Origin of the sequence: Streptomyces sp. NPDC007971 (genome assembly GCF_042958635.1) — a bacterium.
GTDB lineage: Bacteria > Actinomycetota > Actinomycetes > Streptomycetales > Streptomycetaceae > Streptomyces.
In genome coordinates this window covers 652,169-673,531 of sequence record NZ_JBIBJK010000002.1, presented here as the reverse complement: position 1 = coordinate 673,531, position 21,363 = coordinate 652,169, and the positions used below count along the sequence as shown (strand labels likewise).

At 72.1% G+C, this 21,363-nt stretch carries 15 protein-coding genes; 4 read left to right on the top strand and 11 right to left on the bottom strand.

Annotated features, from left to right (window positions below):
* Window positions 1–382 precede the first annotated feature (382 nt).
* A complete protein-coding gene (locus ACFZCP_RS06820; RefSeq protein WP_362697168.1) occupies window positions 383–1,390 on the bottom strand; it encodes a stage II sporulation protein M in 1,008 nt (335 codons plus the stop codon).
* Between the two features lie 140 nt (window positions 1,391–1,530).
* On the opposite strand from ACFZCP_RS06820, the gene ACFZCP_RS06815 reads away from it, so the two are divergent.
* Complete coding sequence (locus tag ACFZCP_RS06815; RefSeq protein ID WP_391424680.1) at window positions 1,531–2,565, top strand: RDD family protein; 1,035 nt, start codon at window positions 1,531–1,533, stop codon at window positions 2,563–2,565.
* Window positions 2,566–2,677: 112 nt separating this feature from the next.
* Here the strand turns inward: ACFZCP_RS06815 and ACFZCP_RS06810 are convergent, their stop codons facing one another.
* Together ACFZCP_RS06810 and ahcY are read right to left on the bottom strand one after the other, a co-directional pair.
* Entirely contained in the window at window positions 2,678–3,289 is a 612-nt protein-coding gene (locus ACFZCP_RS06810; protein WP_391424678.1) for a hypothetical protein, read from the bottom strand.
* Window positions 3,290–3,445: 156 nt separating this feature from the next.
* The gene (gene ahcY, locus ACFZCP_RS06805; RefSeq protein WP_391424676.1) at window positions 3,446–4,903 is read right to left on the bottom strand and encodes an adenosylhomocysteinase; all 1,458 of its coding nucleotides are present in this window, start codon (window positions 4,901–4,903) and stop codon (window positions 3,446–3,448) included.
* A 469-nt stretch (window positions 4,904–5,372) separates the two neighbouring features.
* Between ahcY and ACFZCP_RS06800 the strand changes: the two genes are divergently transcribed.
* A complete protein-coding gene (locus ACFZCP_RS06800; protein ID WP_391424675.1) occupies window positions 5,373–7,520 on the top strand; it encodes a fructose-specific PTS transporter subunit EIIC in 2,148 nt (715 codons plus the stop codon).
* A gap of 303 nt (window positions 7,521–7,823) precedes the next feature.
* Complete coding sequence (gene lepB / locus ACFZCP_RS06795) at window positions 7,824–8,504, top strand: signal peptidase I (protein WP_391424673.1); 681 nt, start codon at window positions 7,824–7,826, stop codon at window positions 8,502–8,504.
* A gap of 242 nt (window positions 8,505–8,746) precedes the next feature.
* On the opposite strand, the gene ACFZCP_RS06790 is transcribed toward lepB, so the two are convergent.
* The 6 genes from ACFZCP_RS06790 to ACFZCP_RS06765 form a co-directional block, all read right to left on the bottom strand.
* The gene (locus ACFZCP_RS06790) at window positions 8,747–9,727 is read right to left on the bottom strand and encodes a cation diffusion facilitator family transporter (protein WP_362697186.1); all 981 of its coding nucleotides are present in this window, start codon (window positions 9,725–9,727) and stop codon (window positions 8,747–8,749) included.
* A gap of 132 nt (window positions 9,728–9,859) precedes the next feature.
* The gene (gene manA / locus ACFZCP_RS06785; RefSeq protein WP_391424670.1) at window positions 9,860–11,011 is read right to left on the bottom strand and encodes a mannose-6-phosphate isomerase, class I; all 1,152 of its coding nucleotides are present in this window, start codon (window positions 11,009–11,011) and stop codon (window positions 9,860–9,862) included.
* A 218-nt stretch (window positions 11,012–11,229) separates the two neighbouring features.
* Window positions 11,230–12,357 carry an SIS domain-containing protein gene (locus ACFZCP_RS06780; protein ID WP_391424668.1) on the bottom strand — a complete coding sequence of 376 codons (1,128 nt, stop codon included), beginning with the start codon at window positions 12,355–12,357 and terminating at the stop codon, window positions 11,230–11,232.
* A gap of 222 nt (window positions 12,358–12,579) precedes the next feature.
* Window positions 12,580–12,750 (bottom strand): Trm112 family protein, encoded by a 171-nt coding sequence (locus ACFZCP_RS06775; protein WP_390739761.1) that lies wholly within the window; start codon window positions 12,748–12,750, stop codon window positions 12,580–12,582.
* Window positions 12,751–13,188: 438 nt separating this feature from the next.
* On the bottom strand, window positions 13,189–14,553 hold the full coding sequence (locus ACFZCP_RS06770) for a phosphomannomutase/phosphoglucomutase (RefSeq protein WP_391424666.1): 1,365 nt from the start codon (window positions 14,551–14,553) through the stop codon (window positions 13,189–13,191).
* Between the two features lie 162 nt (window positions 14,554–14,715).
* On the bottom strand, window positions 14,716–15,141 hold the full coding sequence (locus ACFZCP_RS06765; protein WP_391424664.1) for a DUF3499 family protein: 426 nt from the start codon (window positions 15,139–15,141) through the stop codon (window positions 14,716–14,718).
* Between the two features lie 305 nt (window positions 15,142–15,446).
* Here ACFZCP_RS06765 and ACFZCP_RS06760 point away from each other — a divergent pair, with 305 nt between their 5' ends.
* On the top strand, window positions 15,447–15,899 hold the full coding sequence (locus ACFZCP_RS06760) for a metallopeptidase family protein (RefSeq protein WP_391424663.1): 453 nt from the start codon (window positions 15,447–15,449) through the stop codon (window positions 15,897–15,899).
* 204 nt (window positions 15,900–16,103) lie between these two features.
* Here the strand turns inward: ACFZCP_RS06760 and ACFZCP_RS06755 are convergent, their stop codons facing one another.
* The gene (locus tag ACFZCP_RS06755; protein ID WP_391424661.1) at window positions 16,104–17,636 is read right to left on the bottom strand and encodes a DUF5719 family protein; all 1,533 of its coding nucleotides are present in this window, start codon (window positions 17,634–17,636) and stop codon (window positions 16,104–16,106) included.
* Window positions 17,633–21,268: a glycosyltransferase gene (locus tag ACFZCP_RS06750; RefSeq protein WP_391424659.1), complete on the bottom strand. Its 3,636-nt coding sequence runs from the start codon at window positions 21,266–21,268 to the stop codon at window positions 17,633–17,635. The genes ACFZCP_RS06755 and ACFZCP_RS06750 overlap by 4 nt, the downstream gene beginning before the upstream one ends.
* Window positions 21,269–21,363: the final 95 nt, after the last annotated feature.

Sequence of the window (21,363 nt, the reverse complement as noted above, 5' to 3'; positions counted from 1 at the left end):
TCAAGGAACGGTCGCTTCCTTTGTACTCACCCTCTCGGGCTTTCCTCCGGGCTTCCCTTCGGTGTTTCCGACTCTATCAGATCTTTTCTCGATCCGATTTCCTCGGTGCTTTCCAGGTTCTCGCTCTCGCGTTTCCCTTTCCGGCGGTTCCGACTTTATCAGAAGTTCTTGGCCGATCTGACCGGCCGCTCATTTCTGAATAATCGGGGTGGCTTCTCGCAATCGCATTCGCGACTTCTCGGGAAGCAGGTTGATTCTAGCGATCAGCCCCGAACTTGTCCAGTTCTAGGCAACTCATTGAATCTACCTCCCCGCTCGGCCCGTGTCAACGGGTTTTGCGGGGCGAAGAGGAGACTAGCAGGTCACAGGCGTGGGACGCACATCAGGCGGCCGTGGGGACGCTCGCGCTGCGCTCGGCCGCTTCGAGGTCACCCGTCTCGCCGGCCCGTACCGCGCGGCCGCCGAGGACGTAGACGTACGTCAGAAAGGCCAGCTCGGCAACGACGCCGATGCCGATGCGGGCCCAGGTGGGCAGACCGGACGGAGTCACAAAGCCTTCGATGGCGCCGGAGACGAACAGGACCAGTGCAAGGCCGATCGCCATGCCCACGGCGGCCCGGCCCTCTTCGGCGAGCGCGGCGCGACGGCTGCGGGGACCGGGGTCGATGAGGGTCCAGCCGAGGCGGAGGCCGGTGCCGGCGGCGACGAAGACCGCGGTCAGTTCGAGCAGGCCGTGCGGGAGGACCAGGCCGAGGAAGGTGTCGAGGCGGCCGGCGGAGGACATCAGGCCGAACCCGACCCCCAGGTTGAGCATGTTCTGGAAGAGGATCCAGAGGACGGGCAGACCGAGGAAGACGCCCAGGACCAGGCACATCGCCGCGGCCTCGGCGTTGTTCGTCCATACCTGGGCGGCGAAGGAGGCTGCGGGGTGGCTCGAGTAGTAGGTCTCGTACTCGCCGCCGGGACGGGTCAGCTCGCGCAGCTGGCTGGGGGCCGCGATGGTCGACTGCACCTCGGGGTGCGTGCCTATCCACCAGCCCAGGAGGATTCCTATGGCGGTGGAGACGAGAGCCGTGGGCACCCACCAGTGTCGGGCGCGGTAGACCGCGGCGGGGAAGCCGTGTCCGAGGAACCGGGTCACGTCGCGCCATGAGGCGCGCCGGGTGCCGGTGACGGCGCTGCGCGCGCGTGCCACCAGCTGGCTGAGCCGGCCGGTCAGCTGCGGGTCGGGGGCGCTGGACTGGATGAGCGAGAGGTGGGTGGCAGTGCGCTGGTACAGAGCGACGAGTTCGTCGGCCTCGGCGCCGTTGAGGCGGCGCTGGCGGCGGAGCAGGGCGTCGAGGCGGTCCCATTCGGCTCGGTGTGCGGAGACGAAGACGTCCAGGTCCATCGGGTCTGCCTGCTCCTCGACTGGTCGTCCACTGCTCGTGGATGCTCGTGATGCTGTCAGCTTGTCGTACCGCGACGCGATGCGTCCTCAGCTTGGCAGACTTGCGGTTCACGGGGCATACCAGGGGAAGGACGGCGGACGTGAGTGAGCTGGTGACAGGCGAGGCGGTGGCGCTCGAACTGCGGCCGGCCAAGCTGCCGAGCAGGGCGTTGGCGGTACTGCTCGATCTGCTGGCGACCATGTTCGCGTACATCGCCGTGAGCATCGGGGTGGCTGCGGCGACCTCGTCCTTGGACGACGCCGCACAGACCGCCCTGTCGATCGCCACTTTTCTGTTGGTGCTCGTCGGCGGCCCGATCGCCGTGGAGACCCTCAGTCATGGACGCTCGCTGGGGAAGCTGGCGCTCGGGCTGCGGGTGGTGCGGGACGACGGCGGGCCCATCCGGTTCAGGCATGCCCTGGTGCGCGGTGCGATCGGCATGGTCGAGATCCTGATGACGTTCGGGGTGGTGGCCTCCATCGCGTCGCTGGTGTCGGCACGGGGGCGCCGGCTCGGGGACGTCTTCGCCGGGACCCTCGTCGTGCGCGAGCGGATTCCCGTCGGACCGGCCGCGTTCGCTCCGCCCCCGCCGCCGTCGCTTGCCGGGCGGTTCGCCGGTCTGGATCTGTCGGCTGTGCCGGACTGGCTGTGGCTGGCCGTCCGCCAGTACCTGACGCGGATGCAGCAGCTCGATCCCCAGGTTTCCTGGGACATGGCCCAGCGGCTCGCGGCCGATCTCACGGCTCGTACGGGGGCTCCGGCGCCGCAGGGTGTGCATCCGGCCGCGTTTCTGGCGGCCGTCGTGCACGAACGCCAGGCTCGCGATGCCCGGCAGGCGTTCGGTGGCGCGGGTGCGGGTGGGGGTGCGCCGCAGGCCGCGGCTTCCGGCTACCCGCCCCCGGCTCCAGCTCCAGCTCCAGCTCCAGCTCCGGCCTGGCCGCAGAGTCTTGCTCAAAGCGTCCAGCCCCCTGCGCAGGCCCAGCCCCATGGGCAGGGGCAGGGGCAGGGGCAGGGGTCGGGGTCGGGACAGGCTCCCGTCGCGCAGGCCGCGCCATCACGCTCTGACGACCTGGCGTCCGACCGTCCACCCACCGGTTCCGGTTCCGGCATCACCGGGTTCGCGCCGCCTGCGTAGGCCCCTTCCGGTGTTGTGCCTGCCGGGACGGTTCTGCCTAACCGGTTCTGCCGAACCGGTCAGGGCGGGGCGGTTTCCGGCGAACCGGTTCCGGCGGGGCGGTTCTTGGGGATCAGTCGAATCTCGACGGTGGTGACTGGAGATCCTCCAGCTCGATGCCGGGCGCGGCGAGGACCACGTCACCGGCGATGTGGACGGTGTGCCGCTCCCCCGTGTCCAGGGCTGTGACCTGGTATTCGTCCACGATCAGGGGGCCGTTGTCAGTGGCGTGTGCTTCGCTGTTCACCAAGGCCCAGGACTGGTCCAGGGTGCGCGGGGCGAGGACCGGGTCCGTGAAGGCCACCAAACGCACACGGGTCGCGGAGGAGGGGGTGAGGCGCAGGAGACGGGCAGTGGCGACGAGGAACGCGGGGGACGTGCCGGTGAAGGCGTGGGCGTTCACATTGCCTTCGGTGGCATGGACGCCGGTGGGGTCGGTGCGGACCCAGGTGACGCCGTCGATCGCGGCGCCGCGCACCTGCCAGCCTCCCGCGTGGAGTTCGAGGCGGATGGGGCGGCCGAGGTCGTCCAGGGCCAGATCGACCGAGCCCCGATGGTCGCCCTCGGGGGTGGTCAGCCGGGAGACGTAGCGCCAGCCGGAAGGGCCGGGGGCGCACTGGAAGTGCTCTTGTGCAAGGGGGGTGAGATCGTGCGGATCATGGAGCGAATAACGGCCGCGGGGCATGGGGGTCCTGGGTCTTGACGGGCTGGTCCGGCCACAGGCCAAAGGGGCAGGCCCCCGGCACGGGGGTGCGGGGGCCTGCCTCGGAGGATTTGCGGAACTGCCGACCGGGAGCGCGGCGGTGCACCGGTGCGCTCCCGGGTCGGCAGGGCTGCGGACTCAGTAGCGGTAGTGGTCCGACTTGTACGGGCCCTCGACCTCCACGCCGATGTACGCGGCCTGCTCGGGGCGCAGCTTGGTGAGCTTCACGCCGAGCGCGTCCAGGTGGAGGCGGGCGACCTTCTCGTCGAGGTGCTTGGGCAGCACGTAGACGCCGGTCGGGTACTCGTCGGGCTTGGTGAACAGCTCGATCTGGGCCAGGGTCTGGTCCGCGAAGGAGTTGGACATCACGAACGACGGGTGACCGGTGGCGTTACCGAGGTTCAGCAGTCGGCCCTCGGACAGGACGATGATCACCTTGCCGTCGGGGAACTTCCAGGTGTGGACCTGCGGCTTGACCTCGTCCTTGACGATGCCGGGGATCTTGGCGAGGCCGGCCATGTCGATCTCGTTGTCGAAGTGGCCGATGTTGCCGACGATCGCCTGGTGCTTCATCTTCGCCATGTCCGACGCAAGGATGATGTCCTTGTTGCCGGTGGTGGTGACGAAGATGTCGGCGGTCTCGACGACCTCGTCGAGGGTGGTGACCTGGTAGCCGTCCATCGCCGCCTGCAGGGCGCAGATCGGGTCGATCTCGGTGATGATCACTCGGGCACCCTGGCCGCGCAGGGACTCCGCGCAGCCCTTGCCCACGTCGCCGTAGCCGAAGACGACGGCGGTCTTGCCGCCGATCAGGGTGTCGGTGGCGCGGTTGATGCCGTCGATCAGGGAGTGGCGGCAGCCGTACTTGTTGTCGAACTTCGACTTGGTGACGGCGTCGTTGACGTTGATCGCCGGGAAGAGGAGGACGCCGTCGCGCTGCATCTCGTACAGGCGGTGGACGCCGGTGGTGGTCTCCTCGGTGACACCGCGGATCTCGGAGGCCAGCTGGGTCCACTTCTGGGGGTTCTCGCCCAGGGTGCGGTGGAGCAGCTGGAGGATGACGCGGTGCTCGTCGGACTCGGCGGTCTCCAGGCCGGGGACCTTGCCGTCCTTCTCGTACTCGACGCCCTTGTGGACGAGGAGGGTGGCGTCACCGCCGTCGTCGAGGATCATGTTCGGGCCGCCGGTGGGGCTGTCCGACCAGGTCAGCGCCTGCTCGGTGCACCACCAGTACTCCTCCAGGGTCTCGCCCTTCCAGGCGAAGACCGGGACGCCCTGCGGGTTGTCGGGCGTGCCGTTCGGGCCGACGGCGATGGCGGCGGCCGCGTGGTCCTGGGTGGAGAAGATGTTGCAGGAGGCCCAGCGGACCTGCGCGCCGAGGGCGGCCAGGGTCTCGATGAGGACGGCGGTCTGCACGGTCATGTGCAGGGAGCCGGTGATGCGGGCGCCGGCGAGGGGCTGCGCCTCGGCGTACTCCTTGCGGATCGCCATCAGGCCGGGCATCTCGTGCTCGGCGAGGGTGATCTCCTTGCGGCCGAACTCGGCAAGGGAGAGGTCGGCGACCTTGAAGTCCTGTCGGTTGTCGACAGTCGTCATTGCGAGCTGCTCCTCGGGATTGGGGCGAGGTGGGTACGGCTGGTCTGCGCGGCGGCGGACACAGGGGTGCCCGAGAAGAGGACACAGGCATGCCCACGTACGCGCAGCGCAGTCCGTCGGAGGCCCTCTCTCCCTCGGTCGGTCCGCTTCGGGACCGCCCGACCGCCATCAGCAGCGACGTCTGGCTCTGTCCCAAGCTACACCGCAGGACCCGGCCGCCCCCAGTCCGCCTCCGGCCAGTTCGCGCCGATCGAGGTCCTCGGCCGGGGGCGGGTGCGGGCCGGGGAAGAGGGCGGGCCGGTGAGCGAAAAGCGTGGGGCACGAGCCAACAGACCCGGGCGAACCGGCACTTTCACATCTTTGAGCGAGAGGCGGGGTGCTGCAGGATGCAGGGTGATCGGGAGTTCGGACCGATCTCGCGGGGCGACCGGGACGGCGTCTCGTGTGACGACGGCGATAGGAGATCGACGTGACCAGTCCGGCCGGCCCTCCCCCCACGGGCACCGCCGGTGCACAGCGGCAGCGGATCAAGCTGCTCGCTGTGACCGCGTGCCCGACCGGCATCGCACACACGTACATGGCGGCGGAGAAGCTCGCGCAGGCGGCGGCGAGCCAGGACATCGAGATGAAGGTGGAGACGCAGGGATCCATCGGAGCCGAGAACGTCCTGGATGACAACGATGTCAGAACTGCGGACGGGATCATCATCGCGGCGGACAAGGACGTCGATCTCAGCCGTTTCGCGGGCAAGCGCGTGCTGACGGTCCCCGTCGCGGAGGGCATCCACCATCCCGAGCGGCTGATCGAGCAGGTGCGGTCGGCGCCCGTGCACAGGCCCGACGGAGCTCCTGCCGGGCCTGCGGCCCCGACGGGCGGCGGCAGGGAGCGGAGTGCGGTCTACAAGGCGCTGATGAACGGTGTCTCGTACATGATCCCGTTCGTGGTCGTCGGCGGTCTGCTGATCGCGGTCTCGCTGGCGCTGGGCGGCCATGCGACGGCCAAGGGGTACGTGATCCCGGAGGGCACCTTCTGGGCGCATGTGAACGCGATCGGCGGGATCGGCTTCCAGCTGATGATCCCGATCCTGTCCGGATACATCGCCTACGCGATAGCCGACCGGCCGGCGCTGGTGCCGGGCATGATCGGCGGCTGGATCGCCAACACGGGGGCGTTGTACGACTCCAAGGCCGGCGCGGGCTTCATCGGGGCGATCGTGACCGGGTTCCTGGCCGGCTATCTGGTGCTGTGGATCAAGAAGGTCCGGGTCCCGAAGTTCGTCCAACCGGTCATGCCGATCATCGTCATCCCGATCGTGGCGACGACGGCGCTCGGACTGTTCTTCATCTACGTCATCGGCAGGCCGATCTCCTGGGTGTTCGAGCACCTGACCAGCTGGCTCGGCGGGATGACGGGCACCAGCGCGGTGCTGCTGGGCGCGATCCTGGGCCTGATGATCTCGTTCGACATGGGCGGGCCGGTCAACAAGACCGCTTTCCTGTTCGGTGCGGGGCTCATCGCGAGCGGCAACCAGACGGTGATGGGCATGTGCGCGGCCGCCATCCCGGTGATGCCGCTGGGGCAGGGCCTGGCCACGCTGGTCCGCAGGCGGCTGTACACCGAGCAGGAGCGCGAGACAGGGCTCGCGGCGCTGTTCATGGGCTGTTTCGGGATATCCGAGGGTGCGATCCCGTTCGCCGCGGCACGGCCCGCGCAGGTGATTCCCGCCAACATGCTGGGCGGTGCGGTGGCCGGTGCGGTCGCTGGGCTGGCCGGGGTGAAGGACGCGGTGCCGCACGGCGGGCCCATCGTGGCGGTCCTGGGCGCCGTGAGTGGCGTGCCGATGTTCTTCGTGGCCGTCGCGATCGGCACGGCGGTGACGGCGTTGACGACGGTGACCCTGGTGGACGTGGCCGAGCGCAGGAGGCGGCCCGCGGCGGTCGGCGGGGCCGAACCGGCGCCTGCCGGGGCCGCGCCTGCCGAGCCCGCGGCTGCCGGTTCTGTGCCGGACGGGGCAGCGCCCGACGGGGTCGGTGCGGTCGTTCCCGGCCAGGCCGGGAGGGGGCCCGTTGCGGTCGGTGCGGCCCCGGCGGTCGCGCAGGCGGCCCACGGCTCGTCCGCCGAAGGGACGGCCGGTGCGGCGGATGCCTCCGGTGAGGAGCCCGAGGTGCTCTCCGGGCACCTGACGGAGAGGACGGTCAGGACCGACCTGGTCGCGGACGGCAAGGAGGACGCGATCCGGGAGATGGCGGAACTGCTGAACCGCAGTGGACGGGTCTGCGATGTCGAGGAACTGGTGGCGGTCGCGCTGCGGCGCGAGGAGCAGGGGACGACCGGGCTCGGTGAGGAGATCGCGATCCCGCATGCGAAGACGGATGCGGTGACCGCGCCGGTCGTCGGCTTCGCACGGTCGGATCGGGGCGTCGAATGGGGTTCGCTGGACGGTACGAAGGCCCGGCTCGTCTTCATGATCGCGGTTCCGGAGGCGGCCGCGGGCGACGAGCATCTGCGGATCCTCGCCCTGCTGTCCCGCAAGCTGATGGATCCCGGCTTCCGGGAACGGCTGCTGGCGGCGGCGGACGAACGGGCCGTACTCGACGTGCTCGGGGAGGTCGGGTGACCTGACGGGAGGCGCGCGGGCCTGCTTGCCGGGCCCGCGCAGCCCGCGCCGCACGTACCGCCCGCAGCTCGCCGCCCGCGCTTCTCGCCCCCTACGCCCCCGTCGCCCCCTTCGCGCCACTGCGACCACCGCGACCACCGCGACCACCGCGACCACCGCGACCACCGCGAGTATTGCCGCCACCGCCACCCCCACCACCGCGAGCATCGCCGCCGCTCGCATCACTTGTGCCCCTCGCACGGGGAGTTCACAGTGGGTCGCTATCCTCCGACGCCGCGGACGGACCGCGCGGGGAGGACGGACATGTCAGGCAGAGGGCGCGGACTGGGAATCGCGGCGCTGGTGGTGGGGCTGCTGGGGCTGGTGCTGGCGGTCGGCACCTTCGTCCACATGCGGTCGGCGTACGGGGCCTCCACCATGTCGGGCGGCAGCATGACGCCGACGTACAAGGAGGGTGACCGGATCATCTGGGAGCACGTCGACGGGGGCGAGGTGCGGCGGGGCGATGTCGTGATGTTCAGGGCGCCGCAGTCCTACGGCGTCGAAGGGCTCCTGATGAAGCGGGTCATCGGCGTGGGCGGCGACCGGGTGGCGTGCTGCACGACCGTGGGCTCGCAGGAGCGGGTGACCGTGAACGGGAAGCCGGTCGAGGAACCGTACGTGTACCGCGAGGACCCCGACGGCGTGCACAGGCCGTACGACGTGAAGGTTCCGAAGGGCCGGCTGTTCCTGCTGGGCGACTACCGCGCGAACTCTCAGGACTCGCGCTTTCACCTCGATGATCAGGGCGGGACGGTGTCCGTGGACGCGGTGCAGGGCCGGGTGACGGACGATCGGACGGTCCCGGCGCTGCTCGCCGGGGCGCTGCTTCTCGGGGGCGTCCTCGTCCTGACCGGCATCGGGCTGGGGATCGGGGCGCTGGCCGTACGGCGGCGGAAAGTGGCGCAGGTGCCGCCCGCGCCGTGGCCGGTGCAGCCGGTCTGACCACGTCAGGAGTCCGGCCGGCCGGGACAGCGTGGGCGTCGGCCGACGGGCGTCTCACGCCACAGGGCCGACGGCTGAGGGATCGGGGCTGCCGACAGCTGAGGGCTCAGCGTTGAACGCTACGGCGGCTGACTCATGCCGAATGGCTGACGGCTGACGGCCGTCAACTCATCGCTGACGGAGACGGAGACGGACGACGGGGCCTGCCGGGCGACCGATGGGCCCCGTGGCCGTGCACGGTCTCAGTGGTCGGTCGCGTGCGGGTTCGGGCCGCCCGGGGTCGCCGCCGGGTCCGGGCCCTTGGCGGCCTCGGCCTCGCTGTAGATGTCCGGTTCCAGGTAGATGACGCGGGCGATGGGGACGGCGGCGCGGATGCGGGCCTCGGCCGCGTTGATGGCGCTCGCGACCTCGGCGGCCGTGTCGTCGTGCTGCACGGCGATCTTGGCGGCGATCAGCAGTTCCTCGGGGCCGAGATGGAGCGTGCGCATGTGGATGACGCCGGTGACCGTGTGGCCGTCGACCATCGCGGCCTCGATCTGCTTGACCACCTCGACGCCCGCGGCCTCGCCGAGCAGCAGCGACTTGGTCTCCGCGGCCAGGACGAGCGCGATCATGACGAGCAGGACACCGATGCAGACCGTGCCGATGCCGTCCCAGACGCCGTCACCGGTGAGCAGGGAGAGGCCGACACCGCCGAGGGCGAGCACCAGACCGATGAGCGCGCCGAAGTCCTCCAGCAGGACGACGGGCAGCTCGGGCGCCTTGGCCCGGCGGATGAACTGTGACCAGGACAGCGTGCCGCGCAGTTCGTTGGACTCCTTGATGGCCGTCCGGAAGGAGAAGCCCTCGGCGACGATCGCGAAGACGAGGACGCCCACCGGCCAGTACCAGTTCTCCAGCTCGTGCGGGTGGCTGATCTTCTCGACGCCCTCGTAGATGGCGAACATACCGCCGATGGTGAAGAGGACGATGGAGACGAGGAAGGCGTAGATGTAGCGCTCGCGGCCGTAGCCGAAGGGGTGCTGCGGGGTCGCCTCGCGCTGGGCCTTCTTGCCGCCGATCAGCAGCAGGAACTGGTTTCCCGAGTCGGCGAGCGAGTGCACGCCCTCGGCGAGCATCGACGAGGAGCCGCTGAACGCGAACGCCACGAATTTCGATGCCGCGATCGCGAGGTTGGCGCCGAGTGCCGCCACGATCGCCCTGGTTCCGCCTGACGCGCTCATGTGTCCGCGTTGTCCCTTCGCCCTCGTACGTCTACGCCGCCCAGGCGTGCGCAGGGCTTTGCCCCTGCTTTGCCGGTGGGCCATTCTTGCAGCCCGCCCGGGCGGCGGTGCGCCAGGTGTCCACAGCCTCGGTCATACGATCACAGTGGCGCGGAAGACCGTGCCGGCACCGGACACCTCGGCCTTCTCGCCCGCCGGGACGAAGACCGACCGGCCGGGGGCGAGTTCGTGATCGCCCACCCGGACGGAACCGGCCGTGCAGAGCAGGATCTGCGGGGTGTCCAGGGTGAGGTCGTGGGCGGTGGTGCCCTCGGGGAGGACGTAGCGGGAGAGGCGGAACTCGTCGATCGGCGTCTCGTAGACCTCCTCGCCGTCCGGGGAGGCCTCGGGGCGCAGCACGCCCGGGTCGCCGGCTTCGAAACGGACGACGCGCAGGAGTTCGGGGACGTCGATGTGCTTGGGGGTCAGGCCGCAGCGCAGGACGTTGTCGGAGGTGGCCATGATCTCGACGCCGAGGCCGCTGATGTAGGCGTGCGGGATGCCGGCGCCGAGGAAGAGCGCCTCGCCCGGCTGCAGGCGGACGTGGTTGAGGAGCATGCCCGCGATGACGCCGCGGTCGCCCGGGAAGTGGTGGGCGAGGACGGCGTAGGGGGCGTAGTCGCCGCCGAGACGGGTGCAGGCAGCGGCGGTCTCGGCGACTGTGTGAGCCATCTCCTCGGGGTCGGCGGTGAGGATCGCCGTGAGCACCTCGCGCAGCGCCGCGTCCTCGGGGTGGGCGTGCAGCACGTCGACGTAGGGCTTGAGGGAGTCGACGCCGAGCCCTTCCAGGAGGTCGGCGGCCCGGACCGGGTCACGGAAGCCGCACAGGCCGTCGAACTCCGTGAGCGCGCAGATCATTTCGGGCTTGTGGTTGGCGTCCTTGTAGTTGCGGTGCGGGGCGTCGATGGGGATGCCGCGCCGCTCCTCGTCGGCGTAACCCTCCCTGGCCTGCTCCAGGTTGGGGTGCACCTGGAGGGAGAGGGGGGCGCCGGCGGCGAGGATCTTGAGCAGGAACGGCAGCCGCGGGCCGAACTTCGCGACCGTCCCGGCGCCCAGTTCGCCCTTCGGATCCGCGTCGATGACCTCGGCGAGCGTCCCGCGCCCGGTGCGCGAGGGAGCGCCCGGGTGCGCGCCCATCCACATCTCCGCCTGCGGTTCGCCGGTCGGCTCGATGCCGAGCAGGTGCGGGATGGCGGTGGTGGAACCCCAGGCGTAGGGGCGGACGGTGTTGTCGAGGCGGTCCATGTGTCTTCTCTGTCTCCGTACGTACGCTGCTCGGCCGGCGGGCGCCGGTTCCCCCAGCCGCGGTGGGCGGGGGGGACGGTCGACACCCGCGGCGGGCCTCAGTCGGTCGGTTGCCCGCGGTGGGCCTCAGCCGGTCGGCTGCCCGTGATGGGCGTCGGTCGGTCGATACCCGCGGTGGGCGCGGGCCGGTCGATCCTCATCGTCGGCCCTGAGCAAGGTCAGGCCCTGGAAGCGAGCGCCAGGTAAACGGCGGCGAAATCCGTGATGGCGATCAGTTCCGCGAGGGTCTCCAGTTCGTCGCCCTCCTCCGGTTCGAGTTCGCTGATCGGGGTGTCGTGGCTGAGGGCCAGGTCACGGGCGGCGGGGGCAGCGGTGAGGCCGCCGATCGGGCGGTCGCGCAGCAGCACCACGCGTGCGTGCATCGCGGGCGTCTCCTCCACACGGTCCCGGAAGAAGTCGTCCGGGTCGGCGCTGGCCGCGAGCGGGCCGGCCAGCAGGGCGCTGTGCGCGGCGAGTGCCTCGGGGAGTTCCGCGACCAGGGCGGGGCGGCCTGCGAGTTCGGCGAGGGCGGCCGCGAAACGGCGGCCCGCGGGGCCGGCCGAGCTGCCTTCCGTCCATACGACGGGCAGTGCGTCGGCGAGTTCGGCGGCCAGGGTCTTGGCCGGGTTGCTGTAGGTCACGATGGCGGGGCCGCAGCGTTCGGCGATGCCGTCCAGACGGTCGGCGACCTTCTCCAGGTCGTCCGGTGCGGCGCCGAGCACTCCGATGCGGTCGAGGAGCGCCAGCAGCGGGGTGAACAGGGCCCAGAAGACGCCGGGCGAGGACGCGGCGAGGGGTTCTTCATGGTCGTACGGCGCCGTCGCCATCGGGATGAACAGGCCGTGCGCGCCGGACACCGCCTCGGCCAGCGGGGTGCCGGCCGGGGCCACGGCGACGACCGAGCAGCCGCGGCGGTAGGCCTGCTCGGCGAGCAGGGAGAGGCTGGGTTCGGTGCCGTCCGGGGTGGCGATCAGCAGCAGGTCGACGGAACCGGCCCAGCCCGGCAGTTCCCAGCGCAGGGCGCCTGCGGCCGGGGCGACGCCGGTGGGGGCGAGCCGGATGACGGGGCTGCCAGGGCCGGCCAGGGTGCCGAGGAGGTCGGCGGTGTGGGTGGCGGCGGCTCCCGGGCCGACGATGAGTACGGCGCGGGGGCGGCCGTCGGGCTTGAGGTCGCCCACGCCGGCCTCTGCGGCGTGCCGGGCGGCGGTGCGGACGCGGGCGCCTGCTTCTGCCGCACCGCGGAGCAGGCCGCGGTGGTCGGCCTCGGCGAGGTCCTGCGGGGTGTCGAGCAGCGATTCGTCGAGCATCGGCGGCAGCCTCCGATCGCCAGGGATCCTGTGCGGGGGTCGAACGCGGGGTGAGTGCCTCGCCGTGACGGGGAGACGGCCCCGTGCGCGGGGCCTACGGCCCGGCGGGCGGGGTCCACGGCCCTGAACCGCGGGCTACGGTCCTGTGGCCTGTGCGCGGGGTTGAGGCTCCGTGCTCAGGGGTGGTGGCCGTGTCGGGCGGGCCGTCTCAGACGGGGCGTCTCAGGCGGGGCGGCGGGCCTCGTCGACGAGCAGGACCGGAATGCCGTCGCGGACGGGATAGGCCAGACCGCAGCCCTGACCCGTGCAGATCAGCTCGGTGTCCTGCTCCTTGAGGGGGGCGTGGCAGGCCGGGCAGGCGAGGATCTCCAGGAGGCCGGCTTCGAGCGGCATGGGGTGTCCCTTCGGGCTGGTACGGATTTGCTGATGTGCTGGTCAGCGTACCGCTGGTGGAGGGGTTGGGCCGGGCCGCGCGCGCCGTCCAGGGGGCGCCGCTCGCTGGACCACCGGTTTTTCACCCACCCACCCGCCCGACTCGGTCGGCTGAGAGGCGAGGTCCCAGGGAGACGGCTTGCGCGGCCGAGCAGGACGGAAGCAGTCGCCGGGTCCGGGCCAGCCCCAGCCCAGCCCAGCCCGGCCCGGACCAGCCCAGCCCAGCCCAGAGCGTGGCCCTGGCGCCTCGACCTGACGCCTCGACCAGGCGCCTCGACCAGGCGTGTGGGTGGATCGTTGGGTGACACCTGGGTGGATCGTTGGGTGGCACGTGGGGCTGGTGGGGCTGCTCGTGGGCGGTGGTGCCGGTGGCCGGTGTGTGGGCGGCGTTTCGCGGGGTCAGGCTCGGATGATCGCCAGTGCCTCGTCGCGGATCCTGGTCATCGTCGCCTCGTCCTTCGCCTCCGCGTTCAGGCGCAGAAGCGGCTCGGTGTTGGACGGGCGGACGTTGAACCACCAGTCGGCCGCGGCGACCGTGAGACCGTCCAGGTCGTCCAGGGTGATGCCCTCGCGGCCCTCGTAGGCGGCGCGGATCGCGGCGAGGCGGGCGGCCTGGTCGGCGACGGTGGAGTTGATCTCGCCGGAGCCCGCGTAGCGGTCGTACTGGGCGACGAGGGCGGACAGAGGGCCGTCCTGGCCGCCGAGAGCCGCGAGGACGTGCAGGGCGGCCAGCATGCCCGTGTCGGCGTTCCAGAAGTCCTTGAAGTAGTAGTGGGCCGAGTGCTCGCCGCCGAAGATCGCGCCGGAGGTGGCCATCTCCGCCTTGATGAAGGAGTGGCCGACGCGGGTACGGACCGGGGTGCCGCCGTTCTCCTTCACCACCTCCGGGACGGTGCGGGACGTGATCAGGTTGTGGATGACCGTGCCCGTGCCGCCGTTGCGGGCCAGCTCGCGCGCGGCGACCAGCGCGGTGATCGCCGAGGGGGAGACCGGGTCGCCGTTCTCGTCCACGACGAAGCAGCGGTCGGCGTCGCCGTCGAAGGCGATGCCCAGGTCGGCGCCCTCCGCCGGGACCCGCTTCTGCAGGTCCACGATGTTGGCCGGGTCGAGCGGGTTGGCCTCGTGGTTGGGGAAGGTGCCGTCCAGTTCGAAGTACATCGGGACGAGGGTCAGGGGCAGGCCGGCGAAGACCGTGGGGACCGTGTGGCCGCCCATGCCGTTGCCGGCGTCGACGACGACCTTCAGGGGGCGGATGGAGGTCAGGTCGACGAGGGAGCGCAGGTACGAGGCGTACTCGTCCAACGTCTCGCGCGCGGTGAGGGTTCCCGGCCCGGCCGCGGGCTCCGGGGCGCCCGACTCCAGCCAGTGCTCGACCAGTTCGCGGATCTGCACGAGACCGGTGTCCTGGCCGACGGGGGCGGCGCCCGCGCGGCACATCTTGATGCCGTTGTACTGGGCCGGGTTGTGGGAGGCGGTGAACATCGCGCCGGGGAGGTTCAGCGCGCCCGAGGCGTAGTACAGCTGGTCCGTGGAGCACAGGCCGATCTCGGTCACGTCCACCCCGCGGTCGGCCGCGCCGCGCGCGAAGGCGCGGGACAGGCCGGGCGAGGAGGGGCGCATGTCGTGGCCGACGACGATCGCCGCGGCGCCTGTCACCTGGGCGAAGGCGGCGCCGAAGAGGCCGGCCAGTGACTCGTCCCACTGGTCCGGGACCACTCCGCGTACGTCGTACGCCTTCACGATCTGCGACAGATCAGCAGCCACGGCCAACCCTCCTGAAAGTCCTATGGGTGCCCACAAACTACCCGGCGGGGGTAAGGGCGGGGTGTGCGGACACCATGTGGACTTCCGGCCGTAACCCGGGACGGGGGTGGCAAGGAGTCGCGTGCGGTGGTGTTCGGGGGCTGTGCGCCGGTGCGAGAGGCGTCAGTTGTCCGGGGAGCGCAGGACCCGCAGGTGGCCTCGGCGGGCCACCTCCATGGGGTCCACGGTGCGTGCACCGCCGCCGCCCGCCTGCGCCGCGCGCTCCTGGGGCCGGGCCGCCTCGCGCACCGCGTTGGCGAGCGCTTCCAGATCGTCTCCGCTGGGCCGTGCCGGAGCGGAGCCGTCGATGAGACGGACGACCTCCCAGCCGCGAGGGGCGGTGAGGCGCTCGGAGTGCTCGGCGCACAGGTCGTAGCAATGGGGTTCGGCGTAGGTGGCGAGCGGGCCGAGGACAGCTGTCGAGTCGGCGTAGACGTACGTCAGCGTCGCGACGGCGGGTCGGCCGCAAGCGGTGCGCGAACAGCGACGTACAGGGCTCACGACGTTGGACGGTACCGCACTCTTGAGCGGGCCGCGACGACTCTCCACCGGGTCACTCCACCGTGTCGCCTTGTGAAACACCCCACACACCCTACCGAACACGCCCTGCTGACCTGCACGGACGGGTTTGCGCGGAGTCTGCGGCCGGACTGCCTATGGTCATGAGTCGGTACAAACAACGTCAATTGCCTTGAGTTCGGCGGTCTTGGAGGGTTACGGAAACGCGCCAGACCTTGGCCGGAATGGTCAAGCTGCGACACGCGGTTGTCGGTGGCCGGTTGCCGGGCGCTCGGGGGCGGGTTGGTGCGTGGGGCCGGGCGGGCGGAGCGCGCGGGGAATACGCTTCACCAGTGATGGACAACCGTGTACCGCCCCGTGCCGCCGGCCCCGGTCCCCGTCGTCGTGATCGTCACGGGCGGGGCATGCGAGGGCCGATCGCGCCGCCGCAGGTGCCGCTGGCGGCCAGCCGTGCCGAGGTGTTCGCGGACCTGGTGCAGGACTCCGTGGAGCGTCTTGAGCGGCGGTGGCCGCAGCTGGCCGACATCGACTTCCTGGTGCTGGAGGTCCCTCGTCTGGAGGGGCCGGCCGCGGAGGCGTGGAGCGACGAGGCGGTGCCGCTGGGCGGGGTGATCGCCGCGCGTGAGGGGCGACGGGCCCGGGTCGTGGTGTACCGGCGGCCGGTGGAGATCCGGACCAAGGGGCGGGACGAGCGGGCCGCGCTGGTGCACGAGGTCGTGGTGGAGCAGGTGGCCGAGTTGCTGGGGCTGACTCCGGAGACCGTGGATCCCCGGTACGGGGAGGACTAGGCGAGGACTGGGCGGCGGCCGCGGGCCGGGACTGTGCGTCTCCCGCGGGCCGGGGCTGTGCGTCTCCCGCGCCGCGGCTGGGCGAGGGGGCGACGGCCGCAGCGCTCCGCCCGCGCGGGAGACGATTCCGGCGGCGCGGCTGCCCACCGCCCGCACCCGCTGCCCGCACCTGGGTGCGGGCAGCGGGTGCGGTTGCTCCGGTGGTCACTTCTGGAGGATCGACAGGTCCTCGTCCGCCTGGGGTACCGAGACCAGGCCGCGGTCGTTCGGGAGGGTCTGGATGGTGAAGCCCGGGATGCCGGACTCGGTGGCCGAGAGGGTGCGCGAGGCGTAGACGGGGGCGCCGGAGACGGGCTCCACCGTGAGGGCGTACGTGCCCTTCACGCCCGAGGGGACGGGGGCGTCGACGTCCTGGGTGGTGCCCGACTTGATCGTGTACGTCTTCGAGGCCGCGGTGCCGCCCTCGCTGCCCGCGGAGGCGGTGACCTTGACCGTGGCGGTGCCGGTGGGAGCGGTCAGGGAGAGGGTCGTGGACCTGCCGCTGTTGTCGGCCGAGGTCGCGCGCGTGCCGACGGGGGCCGTGGCCGGGATGAACGCCGTCTCCTGCTGGGCGCCCTTGCCCCGCACCACGCGCAGGGCCGCCACGACCGGGACCGACTGGTCGGTGGGGGTGAGCACCAGGGAGCCCGCCTCGCCGCGGGTGACGTCGCGCAGGTCGACCGCGGTCGTCATACCGGACTTGACGTGCAGGGTCTCACTGCCGGCCGGGGTGATCAGGCCGTCGGGCGAGGCCAGCTTGACCTTCAGGTCCGCGTCGGCGTCGCCGGGCGTGAAGGCGATCAGGCGGACGTCGGTGGCGTCCTTGGGGATGCCGGGCAGGACCAGGCTGCCGGCCGGGTCGGCGGCCGCGGCCAGCCAGTCGCCGCCCACCTTGTCGTCGAGGGCCTGTACGGCCGCGCCCACCCGTCCGCTGCGCACGCTGACGTGCACGGTCAGGTCGGCCTGGTGCTGGTCGGTGAGCGTGGAGAGCAGGATCGGCTTGCTCGCGTGCGGCGGGATCGTGAAGCCGTCCGGCACGGTGGACTTGATCGCGCCGTCCTTGCCGTACAGCTCGATGTCGACGACGGCGGCGGAGTCGTCCGGGTTGGTGAGGTGCACATAGTCGGTGCGGTCGGCGGCCGTGCTGGCGCCCGGGAACCAGAACTCGGTGTCGGCGGCGGTGCAGTTGACGCCCTGGAGGCCGCGGCCGGTGCCCGCGACGACCTCGGTGGTCTCCTGGACGGTCCAGCCGGGGGCGAACTTCCCGTCGGCGATGCCGACGAGTGCGGGTGTGTCCGCGCCGGAGGTGTCGCCGGTGGCCGGCGTGCCGGGTTCCTTCGGGGTGAGGACCGGCTTGTCCGCCGTCTTCTTGGCGCCCTTGCCGCCCTTGCCGGTGCTGCTCGTCCCGTCGTCGGTGCTGCTCGTCCCGTCGGCCGACTGCTCGGCGGCCGCCTGGAGTCCGGCCTTGCCGCCACCGTCCGCTCCCTTGGTGACGGGAGTGAACGACGTGTACGAGGTGTCGGCTATGTCGGAGATGCTCGGCGCGGGGCACAGCAGGCTGGTGCGCTCCACGGGCAGCTCGGCCGCCGCCTTGGCGGGGCCCGCGCCGGACGCGGAGGGCGCGTCGAGCGCGGCGAACGCGGTGACGGCGGCCAGCGCGGCCGTGCCGGCGATCAGGGACAGGGTGGTGCGGTTCACTGCTGGCTCCCGTCGGGGCGCTCGCTGCCGGTGCCGTGGGGGTGCTGGGCCGGGTCGTACGCGGGGTCGTAGCCCTGCTGGTAGGCCGCCGGGTCGTACGGCAGCTGGTCGGCCGTGCCGCCGTAGGCGTAGGGGTCGTACTGGGCGTTCTGGTACGGGTCTGCCTGGTACGCCTGCTGGTCGTAGCCGCCGGACGGGTACTGGCCGGCGCCCTGGTACTGGTCGGCGCCGTGGCCGTCGTACTCGGCACTCTGGTAGGACGCGGCGTCCCAGTCGGCGTACTGCTGCTGGTGCGGGACGGCGGCCGGGGTCTCCTCGGGCACCGGCGGCACACCGGGCTGCTCCTGGTCGGCCTGTTCCTCGGCCTGGGCGCGCAGGCGGCGGGCGCGGCGGCCCTCCCCCGCACTGGCCTGTGCGGGCAGCGGCTCCTCCTCGGGGAGGTCGTCGTCGACGTCGCGGCGGCGGCCGGGCAGGGCGAGGACGACGAGGACGAGGGCGAGGACGCCCTGGGCCCACAGCCAGGCGGTGTGGGTGACCGGGGCGTCGTAGGTGACGTCGAGCCTGCCGCCGGCCGAGGGCAGCTGGAAACCCTGGGCCCAGCCGTCGACCGTGGTGCGGGTGAGCGGCTTGCCGTCCAGGGTGGCCGTCCAGCCGTCGGCGGCGGCGTCGGCCAGGCGCAGGACACGGCCGTCCGGGCCGGAGGGGACGGTGGTGTGGATCTCCACCGGTCCGGCGGCGACCGACCGGGCCGTGCCGGAGCCGCCCGCGGGCACGAGGGTGGCGCGGGAGACCTGCTGGTCGACGCGCCACAGGGCGCTGCCGTTCTGCTGGCTGAGCCGGCTCAGACCGGGCGTGGCGTCCAGGACGCGGGTGACGTCGCGGGGGGCGCCCTTGTGGACCAGGACGTAGCGCACGGCGAAGCCGCCGAGCTGGCTCGCCTGGTCGGCGCCGGAGCCCGCGACGAGGTTGGCGACGATCTTGTCGAGCTTCGCGTTCTCGCCGTCGGCGGCGGCGAGTTCGGCGTCGCCCATGCGGGCGCCGGAGCCACGGACGAGGCTGTAGCGCACGCGTGCGGTGGAGTCGCTGTCGAGGATCAGGGTGCGGGCCTGGTCGCCGGTGGCGGCGTCCTCCGCGACGAACGCGGGCACCTGTGCCGGGTCGCGGCGCTCCAGGGGGCCGTCGGCGCCGCCGATCATCCAGCCGGCGGCGACGAGCAGCGGGCCCGCGGCCGAGGCGAACGCGATCAGGGCGGCGACGGGCTGGCGCCAGCCGAAGCTCTGCTCGGCCACGCGCGCGCGTGCCCCGTCGGCGCCGAGTGCGGCGGCGGCCAGCAGGGCGATGCCGTAGACGAGGGTGGCCGGTCCGGCCCAGGTGGACCTGTTGGACAGGACGGCGAGGACGAGGGCCACCAGGGCGACTGCCCAGGCGGCGCGGATTCCCAGCCGGCGCTCGGAGCGCAGCAGTGCGGCCAGGGCTGCCAGGACGATGCCGATGAGCATCAGGCCGTGCACGGTGCCGGGTCCGCCGGGGCTGGCGCCGAGCAGGTCGACGGCGGAGGCGGCCGCGGAGCCGTAGTCCAGGCCGGCCTCCCGGAAGAAGCCGAAGGGCAGCAGCGTCAGCGACCAAGGGGCGAGGACCAGCAGCGGGGTGCCGAGCTGGGCGAGGAAGCGCAGACCGTGGGCGACGAGGTCGCCGCGACGCAGGACCAGCACACCGAGGCCGAGGACCAGGGCGATGGGCCAGACGATCGGCGTGAAGGCCGTCGTGATGGTCAGCAGCAGGGCATAGGCCCAGGTGGCGCGCCAACTGCCGCGCGTCCCGGAGGAGTTGCCGAGGCCGGCGGCGGCGACGCCCGCGCGCGCGATGAGCGGCAGCAGCACGGCGAGGACGGCGGTGCCGATGCGGCCGCCGGCCAGCGCTCCGGTGGCGGCGGGCAGGAAGGCGTAGGCGATCGCGGCCCAGGCGCGCAGCAGGCGGGAGGTGACGAGCGGCCGGGAGGCGAAGTAGGCGGTGAGGCCGGCCAGCGGTACGGAGCCGACCAGCAGGACGGTGACCGCGAGGCCGGTGGAGCCGAACAGGATCGAGGCGAGGGCCGCGACGACGGCGAGGTACGGCGGTGCGGACGGGATGCCGCCCGCGCCCACCGGGTGCCAGGCGTCCGCGAAGCGGGACCACAGGTCGCCGGCGCCGGCCGGGGCGGGCAGCAGGGCGCCGCCCATGAGGGCGCCGCCGCCGAGCAGGGCGCGGCAGGCGGTGAGCGAGATCAGGAGCAGGGCCAGGAAGAGCACGGGGCCGGGCTTGCGGGCGATCCGCTTGAGCCGGGCGAACTGCTCGACCTCCAGGAATTCGGCGTCGTCGCCGCCGGGTCCGGACTCGACGGCGCCACCGTGCCGGCCGGCCGAGGTGGTGTCGGCGTCGGAGCGGCCGGCGAAGTTGCCCGCGACCTGTTCCACGGTGGCGCGGACGGTCGCGCCGGGCGGCGGGAAGAGCTGGCGCAGTTCGTCCTTGTCGATCTGCGAGGGGCCGCGGCGGCGCCGTCCGGCGAGGATCCGCTCCGGCCGCAGCAGGGTGCTCAGCAGGCCGCGGATCTCGTCGACGGCCTGGCCGGGGACCTTGCCGACGAGGTAGGCGACGGTCCTGAGGAGGGTGCCGAGGACGAGCCGGAGCAGCACCCAGGGCAGTGCGGCGCCGCGGGTGTTGGTGAGGAGGGTGTAGACGGCGCCGGCCTTGTCGACCTTGTGCGGGGATGCCGCGGTGCGGCTCACACAGTCGACCGTGCGGCGCTCGCGGGAGGCCGCTTCGGCGTGCCGTACGACGGCCTCGGGGGCGACGAGGACGCGGTGGCCGGCCCGGTGGGCGCGCCAGCACAGGTCGACGTCGTCGCGCATCAGGGGCAGCCGGCGGTCGAATCCGCCGAGCTGTTCGAAGACGTCGCGGCGCACGAGCATGCCGGCTGTGGAGACGGACAGCACCGTGCGGACGTGGTCGTGCTGGCCCTGGTCCTGTTCACGGCGGTCCAGGCCGGTCCAGCGGCGGCCGGAGTTGGCGATGGAGACGCCGACCTCCAGCAGTTGCCGGCGGTCGTACCAGCCGCGCAGCTTGGGGCCGACGACCGCTACGTCGTCGCGGCCGAGTTCGATCTCGTTCTCGACGACCCGCAGCAGCTGGGCGAGGGCATCCGGTTCGGGCGCGCAGTCGTCGTGGAGCAGCCACAGCCACTGGACGGGCTCGCCGTACGGCAGCTCGGGCATGTCGTAGGCGTCGTCGCGCCACGAGCGCGTGACCGGGTCCCAGCCGCTGGGGCGCTTGAGGTACGGCAGCTCGTCGGGGGTGAGTGCGGGCGCCGTGCGGCTCGCCTCCTCGACGGCCTGGCCGAAGCCGGTGCGCCGGGCCAGGTGCAGCACGCGGTCGTCGCCGAGGGCCTCGGCGACCAGCTGGGCGGAGTCGTCCGCGCTGCCGGTGTCGGCCGCCACCGCGTACTGGACGGGGCGCTCCTGGCCGAGCAGCCCGGCGAGCGCGTCGGGCAGCCAGCGGGCGCCGTCGTGGGAGACGAGGACCGCGGTCACCACATGACGCGGAAACTCAGGGATGACAGCTCCGTCTTGGGCTGCCGTTTGGCTGTGCACGGACATCGAGGTACGGGCCCCGGTTCGATGGACTGCGGTGGACGCCTGTGCCCCGAGGGGACAGCGGGGCGTCTCGGACGAGCGACCACACTATCGGCTGG

Excerpts from the sequence above, each read along its gene's own strand:
- ACFZCP_RS06820 (WP_362697168.1), bottom strand. The coding sequence starts at position 1,390 with ATGGACCTGGACGTCTTCGTCTCCGCACACCGAGCCGAATGGGACCGC.
- lepB (WP_391424673.1), top strand. The coding sequence starts at position 7,824 with ATGTCAGGCAGAGGGCGCGGACTGGGAATCGCGGCGCTGGTGGTGGGG.
- ACFZCP_RS06775 (WP_390739761.1), bottom strand. The coding sequence starts at position 12,750 with ATGCCGCTCGAAGCCGGCCTCCTGGAGATCCTCGCCTGCCCGGCCTGC.
- ACFZCP_RS06790 (WP_362697186.1), bottom strand. The coding sequence starts at position 9,727 with ATGAGCGCGTCAGGCGGAACCAGGGCGATCGTGGCGGCACTCGGCGCC.
- ACFZCP_RS06810 (WP_391424678.1), bottom strand. The coding sequence starts at position 3,289 with ATGCCCCGCGGCCGTTATTCGCTCCATGATCCGCACGATCTCACCCCC.
- ACFZCP_RS06760 (WP_391424663.1), top strand. The coding sequence starts at position 15,447 with ATGGACAACCGTGTACCGCCCCGTGCCGCCGGCCCCGGTCCCCGTCGT.
- ahcY (WP_391424676.1), bottom strand. The coding sequence starts at position 4,903 with ATGACGACTGTCGACAACCGACAGGACTTCAAGGTCGCCGACCTCTCC.
- ACFZCP_RS06750 (WP_391424659.1), bottom strand. The coding sequence starts at position 21,268 with ATGTCCGTGCACAGCCAAACGGCAGCCCAAGACGGAGCTGTCATCCCT.
- manA (WP_391424670.1), bottom strand. The coding sequence starts at position 11,011 with ATGGACCGCCTCGACAACACCGTCCGCCCCTACGCCTGGGGTTCCACC.
- ACFZCP_RS06780 (WP_391424668.1), bottom strand. The coding sequence starts at position 12,357 with ATGCTCGACGAATCGCTGCTCGACACCCCGCAGGACCTCGCCGAGGCC.